The sequence below is a fragment of the Streptomyces venezuelae ATCC 10712 genome (assembly GCF_008639165.1).
Taxonomy (GTDB): domain Bacteria; phylum Actinomycetota; class Actinomycetes; order Streptomycetales; family Streptomycetaceae; genus Streptomyces; species Streptomyces venezuelae.
In genome coordinates this window covers 7,298,664-7,317,663 of sequence record NZ_CP029197.1, presented here as the reverse complement: position 1 = coordinate 7,317,663, position 19,000 = coordinate 7,298,664, and the positions used below count along the sequence as shown (strand labels likewise).

General features: G+C 75.2%; 10 protein-coding genes. 6 read left to right on the top strand and 4 right to left on the bottom strand.

Annotated elements, in window-relative coordinates; all coding sequences use genetic code 11:
* Window positions 1-53 precede the first annotated feature (53 nt).
* Window positions 54-9,827 (top strand): hypothetical protein, encoded by a 9,774-nt coding sequence (locus tag DEJ43_RS33450; RefSeq protein WP_015037865.1) that lies wholly within the window; start codon window positions 54-56, stop codon window positions 9,825-9,827.
* A gap of 93 nt (window positions 9,828-9,920) precedes the next feature.
* Here the strand turns inward: DEJ43_RS33450 and DEJ43_RS33445 are convergent, their stop codons facing one another.
* Window positions 9,921-10,202, bottom strand: a complete 282-nt coding sequence (locus DEJ43_RS33445) for a hypothetical protein (protein ID WP_015037864.1) — start codon at window positions 10,200-10,202, stop codon at window positions 9,921-9,923.
* Between the two features lie 252 nt (window positions 10,203-10,454).
* On the opposite strand from DEJ43_RS33445, the gene DEJ43_RS33440 reads away from it, so the two are divergent.
* Complete coding sequence (locus DEJ43_RS33440) at window positions 10,455-11,426, top strand: acetylxylan esterase (protein ID WP_041664485.1); 972 nt, start codon at window positions 10,455-10,457, stop codon at window positions 11,424-11,426.
* Window positions 11,427-11,456: 30 nt separating this feature from the next.
* The gene (locus tag DEJ43_RS33435) at window positions 11,457-11,912 is read left to right on the top strand and encodes a hypothetical protein (RefSeq protein ID WP_015037862.1); all 456 of its coding nucleotides are present in this window, start codon (window positions 11,457-11,459) and stop codon (window positions 11,910-11,912) included.
* A gap of 330 nt (window positions 11,913-12,242) precedes the next feature.
* Here DEJ43_RS33435 and DEJ43_RS33430 read toward each other — a convergent pair whose 3' ends face one another.
* Entirely contained in the window at window positions 12,243-13,433 is a 1,191-nt protein-coding gene (locus DEJ43_RS33430; RefSeq protein ID WP_145953730.1) for a cytochrome P450, read from the bottom strand.
* A 379-nt stretch (window positions 13,434-13,812) separates the two neighbouring features.
* Here DEJ43_RS33430 and DEJ43_RS33425 point away from each other — a divergent pair, with 379 nt between their 5' ends.
* Together DEJ43_RS33425 and DEJ43_RS33420 are read left to right on the top strand one after the other, a co-directional pair.
* Window positions 13,813-14,898: a cytochrome P450 family protein gene (locus DEJ43_RS33425; RefSeq protein ID WP_051025972.1), complete on the top strand. Its 1,086-nt coding sequence runs from the start codon at window positions 13,813-13,815 to the stop codon at window positions 14,896-14,898.
* A 39-nt stretch (window positions 14,899-14,937) separates the two neighbouring features.
* On the top strand, window positions 14,938-15,705 hold the full coding sequence (locus DEJ43_RS33420) for a class I SAM-dependent methyltransferase (protein WP_015037859.1): 768 nt from the start codon (window positions 14,938-14,940) through the stop codon (window positions 15,703-15,705).
* Window positions 15,706-15,739: 34 nt separating this feature from the next.
* Here the strand turns inward: DEJ43_RS33420 and opcA are convergent, their stop codons facing one another.
* Together opcA and DEJ43_RS33410 are read right to left on the bottom strand one after the other, a co-directional pair.
* Window positions 15,740-16,654 (bottom strand): glucose-6-phosphate dehydrogenase assembly protein OpcA, encoded by a 915-nt coding sequence (opcA, locus tag DEJ43_RS33415; RefSeq protein ID WP_015037858.1) that lies wholly within the window; start codon window positions 16,652-16,654, stop codon window positions 15,740-15,742.
* An 82-nt stretch (window positions 16,655-16,736) separates the two neighbouring features.
* Window positions 16,737-17,285 carry a DoxX family protein gene (locus DEJ43_RS33410; RefSeq protein WP_015037857.1) on the bottom strand — a complete coding sequence of 183 codons (549 nt, stop codon included), beginning with the start codon at window positions 17,283-17,285 and terminating at the stop codon, window positions 16,737-16,739.
* A 278-nt stretch (window positions 17,286-17,563) separates the two neighbouring features.
* On the opposite strand from DEJ43_RS33410, the gene DEJ43_RS33405 reads away from it, so the two are divergent.
* Entirely contained in the window at window positions 17,564-18,940 is a 1,377-nt protein-coding gene (locus DEJ43_RS33405; RefSeq protein WP_015037856.1) for a dipeptidase, read from the top strand.
* Window positions 18,941-19,000 lie beyond the last annotated feature (60 nt).

Here is a 19,000-nt window from a genome sequence, read left to right as displayed (position 1 = left end):
CGGCGCCGGTATCCGGGCGGGTTGGGCCGGGTACCGCAGGCAAAGGGACGTGCATGCTCGAACACTGGTATTTCTTCGCCTCCTTGGGTCTTCCTCCGCAGACGGCGTCGATCCAGCTGGATCACCTGACGGCACTGGCCGAGGAGCCCGGCACGGACCGGTCGGAGGAGCTCGTCTCCTCGTCGATCGAGTCCCTCGCGCGGGCGGGGACGGCGACCATGCTGTACGCGCTCCCCCAGGTCCTCGCGGCGCAGCGCCGGTTCGCGGGCGTGACCGAGGTGAACGCGCGGGCGGCCGCCTTCCACCGGGACATCGCCTCGGTGGCGCCCGAGGAGGTACGGGCCCGGCTCGGCGCGGCGCTGCGGGCGGCCGGTGGGCCCGACCCCGCGAAGGCGCTGGCGGCCCTGGAGGATCTGCTGCGGGAGGTGGGCGAGGACGCGGCGGCCGCGGACGTCTCGACTCCGCCGTACCACGACCTGGTGGAGCAGCTCGCTCCGACCGCGACGCTGGTGCTCGCGCGCTTCCTCGCCGCCCGGGACCCCCGGGGCACCGGGGAGCTGCTCGACGACCATCCGGCCGTGGTCGAGGACGCGCTGAACGGCCGGTACGGTCGGCTGGCGCTGCTCCAGGCCGCCGAGACGAGCGCCCTGCTGCGCCCGGACACGGCGGAGGGCATCCGGACGGCCCTCGCGGTGGCCTCCCGTGGCGCGTTCGACATGGAACCCGACCTGCTGGCCACGGCGGCCCGGGTCACCTTCCCGCTCCCCCGCGGGGACGCCGCGGCGACGGAGGCCGGTCCCGGCCCGGCGCTCCTCACCACCCTGGACGCCCTGGAGCGGGAGGCCCTGGCCGGTGAGACCCTGCTCGGCTGGCTGGACGACTGGCGGCGGGCGGGCGTCCTGCCCGCCGGGTCGGAGTGCGACGCGCGCCGGGTGGCGTACGGACATCTCGGCGGCGTCGGCAAGGTCGCCGCGTCGGCCATGCCCTCGGTGCTCTGGGAGTCGGCCCTCTGGTCCCTGGCCGCCGAGCACGACCCGGCGGAGACGACCCGGCGGCTCGCGCGGTACTGGGTCGGGCCCGATCCGCGGTGGCGCACCGCCGATCCGGAGTGGCGGCCCGGGACCCCGGGCCGCCTCCCCGTCACGCTGCCCCACTCCACGTACGGGCACGTGGTCATACACGCGCACCGGCTGCTGACGCTGCGCCACCCGGCGGGCCAGTACCCCAGGCCGAACCTCACGGACGGCCCCGTGACGGAGACCGAGCCGAGGGTGGCGGCCTGGCTGTGGTCGCCCTGGCTCCACCACCACACGCCGCCGCCGCAGGCCAGGACCGGGAAGAAGGCCGCCGGGGCGGCCCCGGCGCCGTCGCCGCACCTGCGGGACGACCAGCCGGAGCAGCTGGTACGGCTGCTCGGCGCCGCGCTGCTCGCCGCGCACCTGCTGACCCGGGCCGCTCCCGAGGAGCGCCCGGACGGGCTGCGGGACCACCTGCTGCTGCTGATCGTCCATGTGCGGGACACCCTGTACCGCACGTTCGCCGCCCTCATGGACGCCGTGCACGGCGAGCCCCGCAAGGCCGTCGGGTACGCCGGTCCGCTGGCCGGCCTGCTGCTGCACGCGGGCGGCGCCGCCGACTGGATCGGCAAGGGCGCGCGGGCCGGAGTCCATCCGGCGGAGCTCGTCCGGGTGGTGTCCGCGCTGCCCTCGGGCCCGCCGCACTCCCCGCTCTCCGCAAGGGGCGCCCGGTCCGTGGCACTGACCTGGGTGCAGGAGTCCCTGTCGGGCGGCGCGGGGCCGCACAGGACCGAGGCGGGCGGCCGCTGGTTCGCCGGGGCCCCCTCGCCGGCCGACCTCCTGCTCGAACTCGTCCGCGCCGAGGAGTCGAACCCGTACGCCTCCACGGCGGTGCGCGCGGCGCAGCTGCACCGGGACCTGCACGCGCACTCCCGGCACGACGTGCTGCGCTGGGACTGGACGCCCGACGGTCCGCGCACCCCTGGCCGCTCGACCGGGCCGAAGCTCTCGCCGGGCATCCTGACGCTGAGCGGGCCCGGCGACCCCGGCCGGGACTCCTTCTCCGTCGAGGAGTGGGACGCGATGACCGCCGGCCTTTCCGCGTCCCTGAAGGAGGCCGACAAGTTCGCCATCGTCCCGGTGACGGTGAGCACCCTGCGGCTCGCCGCGCTCCTCGGCCGGCCCGAGCTCGGCGACCAGGGGTCGTACGGCGAGTGGGTGACGGAGTGGAGCGGCCGGGTCACCTCCCTCAACTCGCCCACCCACCTGCCGCGTTATGTGCGGGCCCGGATGTTCGACATGTTCCGCTCGGAGGTCGCGGGAGCGGGCTCCCAGGAGCGGCTGCGGGCCGTCCTCGACCTCGTGGTGGACGTGATCGTCGACCTGAGCGGCGGGGCGCAGTTCTTCTACGAGCGCCTCTTCGAGGAGCTGACCACCCGCGCGCTGCCGCCGGAGATGGCGAACCGGCTGCGGGTCCGGCTGCTCAACGCGCTGTACGACCGCTGGGGCGGCAAGCCGCCCGTGGTGACCCACGAGAGTCCCTGGGGCGCCTACCTCGGCCGGGTCTCCGGGCGCGGTACGGAGGCGGCCCTGGTCCGGTTCCTGCGGGCGACGGCCGCCGAGCAGCTCCAGGGGCAGGGCACCCCGCTGGCCCGCGTCATGGACTCGCTGTGGATGCGCACCCAGCGCCCGCTCGACTGGCCGGCGGTGCGCGAACCCGCGGGCCGGGTGGGCGTCGACCCCCGGTTCGTGGTGGCCGTCACGCAGGACCGCCGGTCCGGCGAGGCCGTCGTGTACGCGCGGAACGAGAACAGCGGTGTCGGCGAGTACCACTCCACCCGCCCCTACGTGCAGGACCTGTTCCACCCGCTCCCCGGCACGCCGCTCCCCGTGCCGTACCCCGAGTCCGGGTCGTACGCGCTGGGGATCGTGTGCTCGGTGCCCCGCTCCCACGAGCGGCCCGTCCTCTGGGTCAACTGCGGGCTCGAGCGGCCCGTGGCCTGCGCCGTCGAACCGCACGAGCTCCGCCGCCGGCGCGTCGGGGACACGGTGGCCGTCAGGTTCGCCGCGCCCGACGACGAGAAGGACCGGCTGGGCGTCATTCCGCTCGCGCCGCTTCCGCCGCAGGACGGCGAGGTGCGGGGCGCGGAGCTCCGCCGCTCGGACCGCTTCCCGCGGCTGCGGCTGAAGGTGCCGGGCGTCCCCACCGACGCGTACCCCCGGGCGACCACCGAGCAGGGCGTCGCGGCCCGCCGCCGCTGGGATCCCGACCTCGGCCGGGCGTTCGGGGGCGAGGCCGCGTCCACGGCGGTCACCCGCACCCTGGCCCGCTGGCACGAGCGGCTCGGCCAGTGGGTGCCGCTCGACGCCGGCCTGCCGGAACTGGCCGTCGCGGCCGGTACCGGCGGGACGGCCGGGGGCTTGAGTACGGCCACCGCGACCGGGTCGGCCGGGGGCTTGAGTACGGCCACCGCGACCGGGTCGGCCGGAGGCCCGGCCGCTTCCGGGCCCGTGGGGCATCTGGCCGAACCCGCCCCGGAACCCGCGCCCGTGCCCGTACGGCTGGTGCTCGCCGGTCAGGCCACCGAGCGGTCCGGGTTCGGGACGGCCTGGCGGTTCGTCACCACGCCCGGGACCTGTTACGTGCTCGGGCCGGCCGCCTGGCGGCCCGAGGACTGGGAGCGGCTCGACGAGGCCTGCCTCGCGGCCCCGGCCGGGCTCGTCGTGCACGCCGAGTTCCGGCCCGGCGAGAGCCGGCTCGCGCTGGCGCCGGGAGAGCCGTTCGACCGGCGCAACCTCCGCTGGCTGGGCGTGTTCGACCGGGCCGGCGAGGACCACGCGGGGGACGAAGGACGCGTCAGGGACCGTCCGGCGCACGAGGAGGCCTTCCTCAGGACCGACGCCGCCGGGCGTCCCGAGTGGCAGATCGACGTCCCGGAGATCGGCGGCTTCCCCCGTACGGTCAAGGCGCGGTTCACCGGGCCCGCCCCGCAGGGGAGTTCCGCCCTGTGCGGCGTCGAGTCCTGGGGCGAGGTGGGGGCCCGGCAGGCCGAGGTGACCGTCCAGGCGTTCCAGGAGCACGGCATCCAGGAGGAGAAGCCGAGCCCGGAACAGTACGCCTGGTACGCCCGGGTGCCCGACCAGGAGGTGGTACGGCTGGCCCGCACCACCCGCAACGCCTCCAGCGCCTTCAACACCGCCTTCACCCAGGACGGCCTGTCCGGTCTGATCGGCACGGAATCCCTCACCCTCAGCGGCGAGTTCTTCGGCCTCACCCCGGCCGCGCCGCGCTGGGCGGTCGTCCTCAACGACTACGTGGTGGTGCCCCGGCAGGGCCGGCAGCGGTCGGGCCCGGTGCCGCTGCCGGCCGGGCGGCTCGTGGACCACCGCGTGCCCGCGTGCGATCCGGCGCTCCTCGACCGCGCCGCGCTCACCGGCATCGTCGTGGCGCAGATCAAGGAGGCGAGGCAGGTCAGCCTGGTCCGCGTCTGGTTCGACCTCGGCACGTACGTGGCGGTGTCGGTGCTGCCGGTGTCCTGTCTGGACGTCGAGTCCCCCCAGGCCGGCGACCACGTCACCGGCGTCCGGGGGCCGGACGGCTGGGTGTTCGAGGTACGGCGCCGGATGCTGCACCTGGAGGCGCTCTGGGAGTGGGCGCCGGAGCCCGGGAACGGCTGGCAGCCGGTCGGGCAGGCCCGCGGCGAGGACGGCACCCCGCTCGTCGTGCTCCAGGATCCGCGGGGCCCCCGGCTCGCCGCCGAGCCGGCGTCCGGAGAGCCCGAGGCGGGCGGCCGGGTCAACGCGCGACGCGGCGGCACCCTGCGGAAGGGCGACGCGATCCTCGTGGTGGTACGGACCGAGAGCGGCCATCTGGTGGGGCACGCGGCCGGGATCGAGCTCGGCGACGAGTTCCGGCCCGTCCACCTCGAACAGACCCTGGTCGAGGTGTCGGACCTGGGCGTGGAACTGGCGCGCGAGCTGGGGCGGCCGGAGGGCACCCGGCTCGTACGGGCCCACCGCGAGTTCGAGCTGTCGCCCGTCGGGTCGGCCCGCCGTGCCCCGGCCGCACCGGTCCGGCAGGTCCACGACCCCGTGGCGGAGTGGCTGCGGCTCATCCGCGAGCCCGGGCTCACGCTGCACGGCCAGCTCAGCGGGGAGGACCGGATGCTGCTCCCCGGCTGCACGCCGCCGGACGACGAGGGCGTCCACCGGACCTGGCTGGCGCTCGTCGACGAGCCGCGCGCCTGGGTGGCCGGCCGGAACTACTCGCCCGACCGGGTCCGCGCGGTCCCCGTCGAGCACGGCTCGGGCTACCGGGCGTCGTTCCGGGGCGCCCCGCCGCTGGCCGTCGCCGACTTCATGGCGGAGATCGCCCCGTACGCGTCGGCGGACGGACGACTGTGCGACTTCCGCGACCGGCGGCACACCAAGGGCCGGCCCCAGTACGTCGGCGTCGAGGAGACCGACTCCGGGCCCGCCGCCCGCTTCGAGTTCGGGTACGGCTGGTTCGTCGACGTCCCCGCGGCGGCGCTGACCGTCGGCGGGGAACCGCTGGACCCGGACGGCCTCGCGCTGTTCCACGGCGACCAGATCGACGCGATGGCGTTCACCGAGGACGCGGCCGTGCCCGGTGGCATCACCGTCTCGATCGACCTTGCGGACATCACCAAGGGCGTCGAGCGCCAGATCCACCGGGAGGCGACCCGGCACAGCGTGGTCCACCTCCTCGACGTCACCGTCGACCGGGACCGCAGGCGGGTGACCGTGCACCGGGCCGTCACCCGCAGCCGGGACCTGGGCCGGACCCGTGAGGACGACCACACCGAGGCGCGGCCGGTGAGCGCGGTGATCGAGGAACAGGACGCCGAGGCGCTGCTCGCCGCCCTCGACGCGGGTTCCGAACGGCGGGTGCTGCTCGGACGGGTCGTGCCGGAGACGGTGGTACGGCGCCGCCGGGCACTGCGCTTCGCGACGGTCACCCCGGCGCCCTCCGCGGACGACGACCCCGCGTGGCTCCGCAGGGACGACCAGCTCTATCTGGAGGCCGGCACCATCCTGGAGACCGTCAACGACCACCTGCTGCGGTTCGCCCTTCCGAGCGAGCTCCGCCAGGACGGCGAGCAGCTGACCGTGGTGGTGACGCGGCGGGACTTCTCCCACCGGGAGAGCTGTCTGCGGCGGGCGGCGAAGACGGAGGGCCTCGGCGCCTACCAGGGCCGGGCCCGCATGCTCGTCAAGCTCGGCAACCACGGCGGCGGCGGGCACGTCAACCAGTGGCACGGCGAGACGAAGTCGCCGCCCGCACGGGGCATCGAGACGCTGCGGAGCTACCTCCGGCTCCGGCCGGAGGGCGCCTTCGGCGTCGTGGACGACCTCGCCGGGTGCGTCGAGCTCCGCCCGGGCGTCGTCTTCGCCGTCGACGGGATGACGGGGGCGGTGGGGATCGCCCCGGGCTCGGTGGTCCGGCTGACCCTCGAACCGTCCGGCGGGACGGACGAGGTACGGGTCCACCAGGCGATCCCTGCCGACATCACGTACCTCGACGACCGGCCGCGGCCGGTGGTCGTCTTCCCCAAGGACCGGCTGAAGTGGGCCGAGGACATCCGGTGGGCGGACAAGTACGGCAGCTTCACCGTGGCGGGCCTGCCGGGCCTCAGCGCGACGGCGGAGGCGAAGTCCGGTGCGGGGCTGCTGCGCACCCCGCACCCCAAGATCGCGGGGGTGATCCGCAAGGTCCGGCCGAACGGCTCGGTGCAGCCCCTGCTCGTCCCGGCCGGCCAGGTGCGGGCCGGCACCCTCGCCTTCGACCCGGCGGAGGCCGCGGAGGGCGTCCGGGTGATGCCGGTCGGCACCGGGACGCCACGGGAAGCGGGCGGGGGCGGTGGGGTCCGCGACGGCGGCGGGACCAGCGGGGCCGGTGGGGTCCGCGACGGCGGTGGGGCGGGCGGGATGAGCGGGGCCGGTGGGGTCCGCGACGGCGGTGGGGCGGGCGGGATGAGCGGGGCCGGTGGGGTCCGCGACGGCGGTGGGGCGGGCGGGACTTCGAACGGCGTCGCCGCGCCCCGGGCCACTCCGGACGCGGAGGCCGGCGCGGACGCGGAGGCCGGCGGGGGCGCGGACGCCGGGCGTCCGGTGCCCTGGGCGCAGCTCTCCTTCCTGGACGCGCCCGCCCGGCAGCTCGCCGAGGCGTGCCAGAACTGGGGCTGGCGCTACCACGACTCCCGTACCCGGACCTGGCCGGCGGACGGCGGCGCCCCGGTGCGCGTCGATCTGGCCCCGGTCGCCCGGTCCGTCGACGAGCCGGTGTTCTTCTCGGCGCCCCGGGGCCGCTGGACCCTGCGGCACGAGCCGTCCGCACTGCGCCAGTTCGGCTTCCCGGCCACCGAGCTCCTGGAGGAGACGTTCCAGGACCTGCCCGGCGGCCGGCGCACCCACTGGGCGGTGGCGCGGGCCCACCAGGGCAGTGTCTGGCTGGAACTCACCCCCGGCCGGGTCGCGGAGGTCCGCGGCGAGCTGGTCCGGTTCACGGACGGCCACTCGCTGGCCGGGCTCGACTGGTCGCGGTTCGCACCGGGCGACCTCCTTTACGGGCACGTCGAGGGCGGTGTGAACGAGTGCGGGCACCTGGTCCTGGAGGACTGGCGACCCGGTCTGCGTGGCGCCCTGCCGTCCAGGGAGCGGCCCGGGCGGCCGTCCCGGGTGCTGCTGCCGGTGGCCCACGCCGACGAGGAGGGCGGCGCGCTCTACCTGGGAGAGGGCGAGGCCACCCTGCCGTACCCGGCGGAGCGCGAGCTGATCGCCCGCCATCCCGTGGGCGGCGCGGTCTGGCTGACCGGTGCCAACGAGGTGACGGCGGCCGCCGCGGACCCGGTGGCCCCCGGGGATGTGGTGCTCCTCGCCCCGGGCCCGGCGAGCAGCGGACTCCGGATCGCGGGGCTGCCGGCGGCCCGGGTCGAACTCGCACCGCTGTCCAAGGAGCGCTGGCTGCGGACGGAGTGGCTGCGCCGCGACCTGGCGGCGGCCGCGGGGCCCGGCAGCGCCGTGCTGCGCGCGCTGGGCGCGCTGCCGGTGACCGTGGAGACGGTGACGGAGGCGGCGGACGGGTCCGCGCCGGTGGTCACGGTGTCCCGGCGCGGGCAGCGGGGCGGGATCTGGCCGCACGGCACGGTCCTGGCCCGGCCGGTCGCGGAGCTGGGCGGCGGGCACCTGGTGATGCGGGCCGGGGCGGCGCTCGTCCGCGCGCACGTGGACGAGCTGCTGCCCGGGCTGCCGCCGGAGGCCGTGGCCGCGACGGCGAAGGCCCTGGTCGGGGACCGCCGGCTGCTCCGGCTGCACTGGGACAACGGGACGCAGACGCTCACCAGCGGGCTGCCGGTGGACCGGAGCGAGCAGGGCGAGACCGTGGTCCGCGCGCTGCTGGCGGTGGACGCGCCGGACGGTGCCTGTCTGGGTGTCCTGTGCCGGGACGAGCGGAGCCAGGCCCTGTGCTGGCTGCCTGCCCGGGACGCGGCCTGGGCCGCCGGGGTGCCCGGCGAGCTGCTCCTGAGCCATCTGCGCGCCTCGCGCCGGCTCACCGTCCAGCGCCGTGGCCGCTGTGTCGTGAGCCTGGTCCACCACCCGCTGATCGCCCGCGAGTACGAGAACCTGGCGGCCGGTCAGCTGGCGCGGGTGACCGTCGTGGGCGAGGCGGCGGGCTCGGGCCGGCGGGCGCTCCTGGTGTCCGTCGGCTCGCTGGGCGTCCTGGCGCTCTACACACCGGGCCGGGGCGCGCCCGAGCCCGGTGAGCAGGTGATGGCGGAGGTCGCGCGGCTGGAGGAGGTGGCCAGGCGGGGGACGGTCCAGTTGGTGGAGCCGGGCACCCGGCGCACGGTCGTGGACCTGCCTGCCTGGCTGTGCCGGGGTCTGGGCAAGTTGTCGCTGCCCACGTTCGCGGCGCCCGCGCTGCCCGTGGCCGGCCTGGTGCCGGCGGAGTTCGCCGCGTACCGCGAGGCCTATCAGGCAGGTCTCGAGGGGGCCGGGCCGCCGGCCGGGGACTGTGCGCGGCAGCGGGTGCTCTGGGCGCTGGGGGTGCTGGAACAGCCCTCGGCGGAGAGCCCGGTGGAGGAGCGGCAGGCGGTGGCCGCCGCCGCGGTCGCCGACTGGCTCCGGTCGCCGGCGGGCCGGGCTGTGGTGCTCCAGGAGGACGAGCCGGTCGACCTGACGCCGGTACTGGCGGTGTGCCGGATCGGCTCCCTGCTGCCGCAGCAGGCCTCGGGGCTGCCGCACGGCTGCGTGGCGTTCCTGCTCTGCCGGATCGGCGAGCGCGCGGTGAGCTCGGTGCACACGGAGGCGCTGGTGTCCGAGTGGCTGACCCGGTCGGACCGGCACGTGCTGGCGGGCGACTGGCGCAGGCTCAGGTCGGTGCCGCTCACCCGGTATCTGACCTTCGCCCAGGTGACGGCGGTCGAGGACTTCGCGCGGGCCGTGACGGGACGTCCGACGCTGCTGCAGCACGGCGAGTCGGCGAAGGTGGCGCGGGGGCTGCTCGCGTCGATCGGGCGGCTGCCGTCGGCGGAGCACCTCGACGTGGACGCGCCGCTGATGACGCGCCTCGTGCGGCTCGGCCAGAGCCTGCGGCCGCCGCACGGTCAGGCGGTCCCGGGGTGGGTGCCGCTGGTGGCCCAGCTCCGGGAGGTGCGTTCCCTGTTCCCGCAGGTGATGCGGCTGCCGCTCACGCTGCTGCCGGCGTACGCACCGCTGTCGGCGGAGTGCGCGCGGTACGGGGCCGTGCTGCTGCGGGAGGCGGAGGCGGTGCGGCCGGCAGAGGGGTGAGCGTCGGCGTACGGCCGGGGCGGGGCCTCCCGGGGCCCGCGGCTCCGGCCGCTCCGGCGCCGGCTGGGCCCCGCGCCTCTCCCCCGTTCCGCTTCAGGCGCTCTCGGTGTCCAGGAGCCGACGGGTGCGGGCGCTCGCGCCGGTGAGGGCGAGCGGGATGCCGAGGCTCGCGCACATGCGGTGGGCGCGGGCGAGGGCGCTGAGGGTGGCCGGGGTGGGGTCGGCGGCCGGGACGGTCACGACCACCCGGTCGGGGCGGTGCATCTGGACCAGGGCCTGGATCTGGAGGGCGGCGGCGGCCCGGTTGGTGACGTCCAGGTCGCGGTGGAGCGTCACGTGCAGCACAGGGTGACGTACGGCGTGGCTGATGAGCATGGTGTTCCTCCGCGCAGGACGAAGAAGGCCCACGACCGGACGCGGCGTGGGCGGTTCGTCCGAGGATGTCATGGGGACGGGCGTGCGGACGTTCTCGTCGCCCGTACGGCGTGGGGTGTCCCGCTCGGCCGCCGCGAAATTCACGTATATGAATCGGCGGAGGTGCCGGACTAGGGTGGGGAGGACCGGGACGAACCGGTCGAGATTTCGAACGTCACCCCTTCTCACCAGGCGATGTCCCAGGCGGTGTTCATGACCCAGTTCGACCTTCCTCTCGATCAACTCCGCACCTACCGCAGCGAGTCCGTCGAGCCCGAGGACTTCGACGCCTTCTGGGCGGAGACCCTCGGGGAGGCACGCGCGCACCCGCTGGACGCGCGCTTCGAGGCCGTCCCCACCGGGCTCGCCACGGTGGAGACGTACGACGTGACCTTCGGCGGCTTCGGCGGCCAGCCGGTCAGGGGCTGGCTCGTCCTGCCCGCCGGGACCACCGAACCGCTCCCCGTCGTGGTGGAGTTCCTCGGATACGGGGGCGGGCGCGGCCTGCCGCACACGCATCTGCTCTGGGCCTCGGCCGGGTTCGCGCACTTCGTGATGGACACCCGGGGGCAGGGCAGCGGCTGGGCCACCGGCGACACCCCGGACCCGGTGGGCAGCGCCCCCTCGTTCCCCGGTTTCATGACGCGGGGCGTCGAGGATCCGTACACGTACTACTACCGGCGACTGTTCACGGACGCGGTCCGTGCCGTGGAGGCCGCCCGCTCGCATCCCCTGGTGGACGCGAGCCGCACGGCGGTGACCGGCGGCAGCCAGGGCGGCGGGATCACCCTGGCCGTGGCGGGGCTCGTACCGGACCTGGTGGCGGTGGCGCCGGACGTGCCGTTCCTGTGCGACTTCCCGCGGGCGACGACGGTCACGGACCGGATGCCGTACCGCGAGATAGGCAGCTACCTCAAGACGCACCGCGGCCGGGTGCGGCAGGTCGCGGAGACGCTCGCCCACTTCGACGGCGTGCACTTCGCGGCCCGCGCCATGGCCCCGGCCCTGTTCTCGACGGCGCTCGAAGACCTGACGTGCCCGCCGTCGACCGTCTTCGCGGCGTTCAACGCGTACGCCGGGGAGGAGAAGGCGATCGAGGTCTACGACTTCAACGACCACGAGGGCGGCGGCGTCTTCCAGCAGGCGGCCCAGCTGCGCTGGCTGCCGGGGAGGCTGCGCGGCTGACCCGACGGGAGGGATGCGAAGATCACTCCCGTGGAGGACACCAGGGCGTGGAGCGACGGACCGAAGGGCGCCGAGGCCGCGGACCCGGGCGGCGGGCTGTCGGGGCTGCTCGGCGGCCCCGGCGGCGCGGCGCGGCGGGCCGTGACCGGCGTCCTCGTCTGCCGCTACTGCGGCGAGGAGCAGTTCGAGGTGACCGCGCGGGAATGCTTCTGCGTGGGCTGCTGCCTGCCGCTCGGCGTCGAGGACGGGGACGTGTACGGCCCGGAGACGGCCTGGCGGCTCCGGCCGGCGGCCGCGCCCGCTCCGGGGACGGCCACGGAGGTGCTCCGGTGCCCCGCGGGCCACGACCTGTTCCAGGTGGCGGCGGCGTACACGCTCGGCGCGGACGGCCGGGTGGAGCGCCTGTCGGTCGGGCTCCGGTGCCCCGCCGACGGCTCGCTGCGGCTCTTCGTCGACGACGCGCGCGTGGAGCCGGTCGCCGGTTAGGCGCCCTTGGGGTACTCGGTCCGGCGCGAGCGGTCGCGGCGCGCTCGGTGCGGCGGGCTCGGTTCGGCGTACGCGGCGGGCTCGGATCGGCGTACGCGGGCGTGAGCGCGGCTCGGTTCGGCGTACTCAGTCGCGGCGCGCCCGGTTCGCCGTACGCGGGCGTGAGCGCGGCTCGGTTCGCCGTACGCGGGCGCGGCGGGTTTGGTGCGTGGGCCGGAGCCCGAGCCGTGCAGCGGGCTCGGGCTCCGGCGGGGTGCACGTGTGTCGTGCACGGGCGTGGTGCCGGCCTCGCGGACGGGCAGCACGCTCACTGGTTTCAGTGCCAGTACTTCATGGTCGTACCTCCTCCCCCGTGTCTGGACGCAGGCAGACCTCGAAGCGGTCGAGACCGCGAAGGGTCAGGTTGCGCCGGTGTTCCGGTTCCGCGACCGCCCGTGCGCCGGGGTGGTCCGTGGCCAGGGTCCCGAGGACCGATCCGGTGAGCCGGATCGCCATGGACGCGCCCAGACAGGCATGGGCCCCGCGGCCGAACCCGAGGTGCGGGTTCGGGGCGCGGTCGAGTCGCAGCTCTGTGGGGTGGTCGAAGCGGAGCGGGTCGTGGTTGGCCGCGCCCAGGAAGAGCGTGACCGGATCACCCGCCTTCATCGTGACGCCACCCAGTTCGGTGTCGGTGACGCAGACCCGGGCGTCCGCCTGGACGGGTGCGTCGTACCGGATGAGTTCGTCCACGGCCGTGGCCGGGGTCGCCCGGAACGCGGCGAGCGCGCCGGGGGTGGTGAGGAGGGCGGCCGCGGCGTTGCCGAGCAGCCGGGAGGCGGATTCGTAGCCCGCGTGGAGAACGGCGCGCAGACTGTTCCGCAGAACCGTTTCTGCCACGCCGCTGTCCGCCGCGTGCTCGGCCACGTAGGCGATGAGGCCGTCCTTCGGCGGGTCGGCGAGCCAGCCGCCCGCGTACTCCGCGAGCTGGGCGCGGGCGGCGACGGCCGGCTCGTGCTTCTCGGGCCACAGCCCGGCGTCCATGCCGTCGACGACGGTACGGGACATGGGCACGAACCAGTCGAGCGCGGGGGCCGGGACGCCGAGGAAGGCGGTCACGAAGCGGAGGGCGATCGGTTCGGCGAGCTCCCCGACCAGGTCGAAGGACGGCCGGCCGGCCAACTCCGCGAGCAGATCGGCGATCTGCCCCTCCAGGTCGTCATGGAGCGCCCGCCGGTCCTGGGCCCGGAAACCGTCGAGGAGGAGGTGCCGGATGGCGGTGTGCTCCGGCGGGTCGAGGGTCTGCACGCTGAGCAGCGGGGCGGGGATGTCCTCCCCGGCCCGGCGCCAGTCGGAGGCGAAACGGTTGCTGTCGGTGAGCACCGCGAGGCAGTCGGCGTGCCGGGTCAGGACCCACGAACCGAGCAGTTCGTGCCAGAAGACCGGGCCGGTCTCGCGCATCCGGTCGTACGAGGGGTAGGGGTTCCGCAGGATCGACGGTCGGGCCAGATCCAGAATCGGGTCCACGGCTGCCGCTTGCTCCACGAAACGTCTCCCCCTGCGCATAGGGCCTGGTTGAGGCCTTTGACTGCTACCGAGTCGAGCGGTACGAGGCACCGGACACCGGTGGGTGGAGCGCCTCGTTGATCTGGTCACCGACCGTTCGCCGGTGCTTCTCCGTACGTCATGCGAGCCGAGCGCCGGTGACGCTACCACGCAACTGGGGTGGCTGGTATGACTACCTGCCAGAGATCTTTCACAAAGCTTCGGGGAGTTACGGAAGATGACCGGTCAAGACCAGACAATCGTTCACGATGTCCCGGTAAACGTCGCTCAACAGCCCAACCCCTACCCGCTCTTCGAACGCATCCGCGAGCACGGCGTCGTCCAGCGGGTACGGCTGAATCCCACTCTTGAAGTCTGGATGGTCACCGGATACGACGAGGCGGTGGCGGCGCTCACCGACCCCCGGCTCAGCAGCAGCCCCGTCGGCGTCAACGGACTCGAGGAGGAGATGGCCCACCAGGAGCGCACCAACGTCCTGATGGCCAGCATGCTCGTCGCCAACGGCGAGGACCACACCCGGCTGCGCAACCTCGTCTCGAAGGCCTTCACCGCCCGCCGGGTGGAGCAGCTCGCGCCGCGCGTCCAGGCGCACACCGACGCCTTCCTCGACGCGGTCGCGGCGCGCGGATCCGCCGACCTGGTCTCGGAGTTCGCCCTGCCGCTCCCCATGGCCGTACTCAGCGACCTCATCGGCATCCCGGCCGAGGGGCAGCCCGACTTCGCCCGCCTCGCGGTCGGCCTCATCATGCCGCCGAACACCCCCGAGCGGCTCGCCAAGGGAGCCCGCGCCCGCGCCGAACTCACCGAGTTCTTCGAGCCGTTGATCGCCCAGCGCAAGAAGGAGCCGAAGGACGACCTGCTGAGCGCGCTCTGCGCGGCGCAGGCCGAGGAGCGGATCAGCGACCGCGAGCTGACGGCGATGACGATCCTGCTCACGCTCGCCGGGCACGAGACGACGGCCAGCCTGATCGCCAACGGCGTGCACGCCCTGCTGCGGCACCCGGAGCAGTTCGCCACCCTGCGCGACGACCCCTCGCTGCTGCCGGGCGCGATCGAGGAACTCCTGCGCTACGAGGGCCCGGTGAGCCGGGGCGTCGCCCGCTTCACCACCGACCCGTACGAGATCGGCGGGGTCACCGTACCGGCCGGCGAGATGATCATCATCGGGCTCGCCGCGGCCAATCGCGACCCGGCCCGCTACGACCGTCCCGACATCCTCGACGTTGCACGCCGTGAGGTGCCGCAACAGCTCGCTTTCGGCCATGGCGTGCACTTCTGCCTGGGTGCGCCGCTGGCCCGCGCGGAGGCCCGGATCGCCATCGGCACCCTGCTGCGCCGCTTCCCCGATCTGCGGCTCGCCGACCCGGACGCGGACCTCAGCCGGCGCGAGGGCATCCTGCGCGGCATGGCGACCCTGCCCGTGACCTTCACGCCCGAGGCCTGACCCGGCCACGGCCGGGGAGAGACGAACGGAGACAGACGGATGACTGCGACCTCCGGTGCGGCGGAGTTCGACACGATCGCCCCCGGGTACGACGCCTCGCGCGGGGGCGCGGCCCGGGCGGCGGGCTTCGCCGAGCAGCTCACGCCGCTGCTCGACCCGGCCGCCGGTCCGGTGCTCGACATCGGCGTGGGCACCGGCATCGTGGCGGCCGAACTGGCCGCGCGCGGGCACCTGGTGTACGGGCTCGACCTCTCGACCGGGATGCTCGCCCGGGCCCTCGACCGGCTCGGTCCCCGGGTGGCGGTGGCGGACGCCTGCCGCCTTCCGGTACGGACCGGGTCCGTGCGCCAGGCGGTCTCGACCTGGCTGCTGCACGCCGGGCCGGACCACGGCCGGGTCTTCGACGAGGTCGCCCGGATCCTGCGCCCGGGCGGCCGCTATCTGGTGATCCCGGCCGGGGGCACCCGCCCCACCGACGACATCGGGACCGTGGTCGGGGCGCTGGAGGACCGGCTCGATCCGCTCAGGACCCGTCAGGACGGGCCGTGGACCCTGGCGCCGATCGCCGAGGCGCGGGGGCTCGTCTACCGGGGGAAGGCGTCCGAGCGTCCGGTGACGTTCCGGGTGTCCCCCCGGGCGATGGCGCGGTCCCTGTCGGGCGGCCTCTTCACCGGCGCCTGGCCGGTCACGGGTGAGGCCACCCGGCTGGTGGCCGAGACCCAGGAGCGGCTGCTCGCGCTCCCGGACCCGGACGTGCCGCGCGTACGGGAGATGGCCGACTTCGTGATGGTGTTCGAGAAGCCGTGAGGGGGCCTGCCGACCGCGCCGGGCGCGGCCGCCGTCACCGCCCGCGGCCGCGCAGGGCCGCCTCGTAGGCCTCGTCGGGGTCGAGGCGGCGGAGCTCCTCGGCGATCAGCTCGGCGGTGGTCCGCACCTTGAGGGCGAGGACCCGGCTCGGCTGGCCGGGGATCGCGAGTCGGGCCACCGGGCCTTCGGGCCGGTCGATGCGGATCTCGCCGTCCGCCGTGCCCATCCGGACGGCGGTGACGACGGGTCCGTCGGTGACGATCCGGTCCACCGGGACGCCGAGCCGGACCTCGAACCAGCGGGCGAGGAGTTCCGCGCTGGGGTTCTCCGCCTCGCTCTCGACGGCCGCCGACGTCACGGTCAGCGGCGCCTGGTCGAGCGCGGCGGCCAGCATGGAGCGCCAGGGGGTGAGCCGGGTCCAGGCGAGGTCGGTGTCGCCGGGGGCGTAGGAGGCGGCCCGGGTCTCCAGGGCGGCGAGCGGGTCCTCCACCGCGTACGCGTCGGTGATGCGGCGCTGGGCGAGGGAGCCGAGCGGGTCGCGGGACGGCACCTGGGGGGCGTCGACGGGCCACCAGACGACGACGGGCGCGTCCGGCAGGAGCAGCGGCAGGACCACGGAGTCGGCGCGGGCGCCGAGTTCGCCGTGGAGCCGGAGCAGGACCGTCTCGCCCGAACCGGCGTCGGTGCCGAGGCGGACCTCGGCGTCGAGCCGGGGTTCGTGGCGCTCGCGGGGCGTGCGGGCGTGGCGCTTGATGACGACGAGGGTCCGGGAGGGGTGTTCCCGGGAGGCGTCGTTGGCGGCCTTGACGGCGTCGTAGGCGTGCTCCTCGTCGGTGACGACGACGAGGGTGAGCACGGCGCCGACGGCGGGTGTGCCGACGGCCCTGCGGCCTTCCAGGATCGCCTTGTTGATCTTGCTGGAGTTGGTGTCCGTCAGATCGATCTTCATGCGCGGCGGCCGTCCCTTCCTCTGCGGCGAGCCTAACCCTCCCGGACGGCGGACGCGTGCGGGCCCCCTCCGTCCGGGAGGGTCACGGGACCTCGGGCTCCGGGTCCGGCGCGGCGTCGGCCGCCGCGGCCTGGTCGCCGGCACGGCGGTTGACCACGGCGGCCGCCGCGACGGCGGTGCCGAGGAAGGCGGTGAGCACCACCCAGGGGCGGTCGAGGACGTGGTCCGTCGCGTGGTCAAGGGAGTACCGCCCGGCGCCCGTGACGCCGATGGCGGCGGCGACGAAGCCGAGGAAGGCCGGGTACTCGTAGCCGCCGCTCGTGGCGAAGAAGCCGGCCGGGGCGTGCACGGCGACGGCGCCGGTCATGGCTCCGGCGGCCGCGGCGCCCGCGGCCGGGGTGGCGAGACCGAGCGCCAGCAGGGCGCCGCCGCCCGCCTCGCCGAGACCCGCGGCGATGGCGCTCTCCCGGCCGGGATGGAAGCCCATGGCCTCCATGCCCTTCGTGGTGCCCTCGATGCCTCCGCCGCCGAACCAGCCGAAGAGCTTCTGGGTGCCGTGCGCGGCGAGCACAGCACCGGTGCCGACCCGCAGCAAGAGGAGCCCGAGGTCGCGTCGGTTGGGGTGGCCCATCTGTTCCTCCAGGAGCGGCGGGGGCGGACTCGTACGCCGTGGTCGTTGGGGACTCGTACGCCGTCCCCAGGCTGTGGGACTCGTACGCCGTCGTGGGGACTCGTACGCCGTCCACTGTCGTCGGCCGTCCCGGACCGCGCCCCCGGGAGCCCTGACAGATACGCCGTCCGAGTCATGTTTTGCGGCGTTTGTCCGCCGGTGCTTGGGTGGGAGGGCAGTCGCCGTCCCGGGGGCCCGCGCGCCGCGCCCCCGCGCCGGCCCGAGGGAAGTGGGTACGCATGACCGCCGAGTCCACCGGGACCGCAGCCCTGCGGGAGAAGGTCCGGGCCCTGATGCCCCGGGCGAAGGAGGACCTGACCGCGCTCGTGGCGATGCGCTCCGTGGCCGACCCGCGCCAGTTCCCGCCGGAGGAGTGCGCCGAGGCCGCCGACTTCCTCGTACGGGCCTTCACCGAGGCGGGACTCCGCGACATGCGGCGGGTGACGACCCCGGACGGCACGGACGCGGTCGTCGGACACGCGCCGGGCCCCGAGGGGGCGCCCACCGTCCTCCTCTACTGCCACTACGACGTCCAGCCGCCGCTGGACGACGCGGCCTGGGAGACCCCGCCGTTCGAACTCACCGAACGCGACGGACGCTGGTTCGGGCGCGGCGCGGCCGACTGCAAGGGCAACATCGCCATGCACCTCACGGCGCTCCGCGCGCTCGGCGGCGCCGAGGGCCGGGGCTTCCCCGTGAACATCAAGTTCGTGGCGGAGGGTTCGGAGGAGCAGGGCACCGGAGGCCTGGAGCGGCTGGTGCCGCTGCGGCCCGAACTCTTCGCCGCCGACACCCTGTTGATCTGCGACACCGGCAACTTCGCGCGCGGTCTGCCCACCACGACCACCTCGCTGCGCGGGCTCGCCGACGTCGTCGTCACCGTCTCCACCCTCAAGGGCCCGATGCACTCCGGCATGTTCGGCGGGCCCGCGCCCGACGCGCTCGCCGCCCTGGTCCGCATCCTCGACAGCCTCCGTGACGAACACGGCAACACTGCGATCAAGGGCCTGCCGGGCGACGGCGCCTGGACCGGGGTCGACTACCCGGCCGAGCAGTTCCGTACGGATGTGGGCGCCCTCGACGGCGTCTCCCTGGTCGGTACGGGCTCGGTCGCCGACGAGTTGTGGGCACGGCCCGCCGTGACCGTCCTCGGCATCGACTGCCCGCCGGTGGTGGGCTCCTCGGCGGCGGTGCAGGCGACGGTACGCGCCAGGGTCAGCCTGCGGATCCCGCCCGGGATCGACGCGGACGAGGCCGTACGCGCCCTCACCGACCACCTGACCGGGGCCGCCCCGTGGGGCGCCCGGGTCGAGGTGGAACAGGAGGGCGCCGGGCAGCCGTTCCGGGCGCGCACCGACGGCCCCGCCTACCGGGCGCTCGGCACCGCGCTCCGTGAGGCGTACGGGAAGGACATGGTCCAGTCGGGGCAGGGCGGTTCGATCCCGCTCTGCAACGTGCTCGCCTCCCACTTCCCCGACGCGGAGATCGCCCTGATCGGCGTCGAGGAGCCCGGCTGCCTCATCCACGCGCCCAACGAGAGCGTGGACCCCTCCGAGATCGAGCACATGGCGCTGGCCGAGGCGCTCTTCCTGAGCACCTACGCCACCCCTCTCTGACCGCCATCTCCCCGCCGTCTCCCTCTGCCTCCTCCCTCTGCCGTCTCCCGCGACCAAGGA

Excerpts from the sequence above, each read along its gene's own strand:
- DEJ43_RS33450 (WP_015037865.1), top strand. The coding sequence starts at position 54 with ATGCTCGAACACTGGTATTTCTTCGCCTCCTTGGGTCTTCCTCCGCAG.
- DEJ43_RS33445 (WP_015037864.1), bottom strand. The coding sequence starts at position 10,202 with ATGCTCATCAGCCACGCCGTACGTCACCCTGTGCTGCACGTGACGCTC.
- DEJ43_RS33440 (WP_041664485.1), top strand. The coding sequence starts at position 10,455 with ATGACCCAGTTCGACCTTCCTCTCGATCAACTCCGCACCTACCGCAGC.
- DEJ43_RS33425 (WP_051025972.1), top strand. The coding sequence starts at position 13,813 with ATGGTCACCGGATACGACGAGGCGGTGGCGGCGCTCACCGACCCCCGG.
- DEJ43_RS33420 (WP_015037859.1), top strand. The coding sequence starts at position 14,938 with ATGACTGCGACCTCCGGTGCGGCGGAGTTCGACACGATCGCCCCCGGG.
- opcA (WP_015037858.1), bottom strand. The coding sequence starts at position 16,654 with ATGAAGATCGATCTGACGGACACCAACTCCAGCAAGATCAACAAGGCG.
- DEJ43_RS33410 (WP_015037857.1), bottom strand. The coding sequence starts at position 17,285 with ATGGGCCACCCCAACCGACGCGACCTCGGGCTCCTCTTGCTGCGGGTC.
- DEJ43_RS33405 (WP_015037856.1), top strand. The coding sequence starts at position 17,564 with ATGACCGCCGAGTCCACCGGGACCGCAGCCCTGCGGGAGAAGGTCCGG.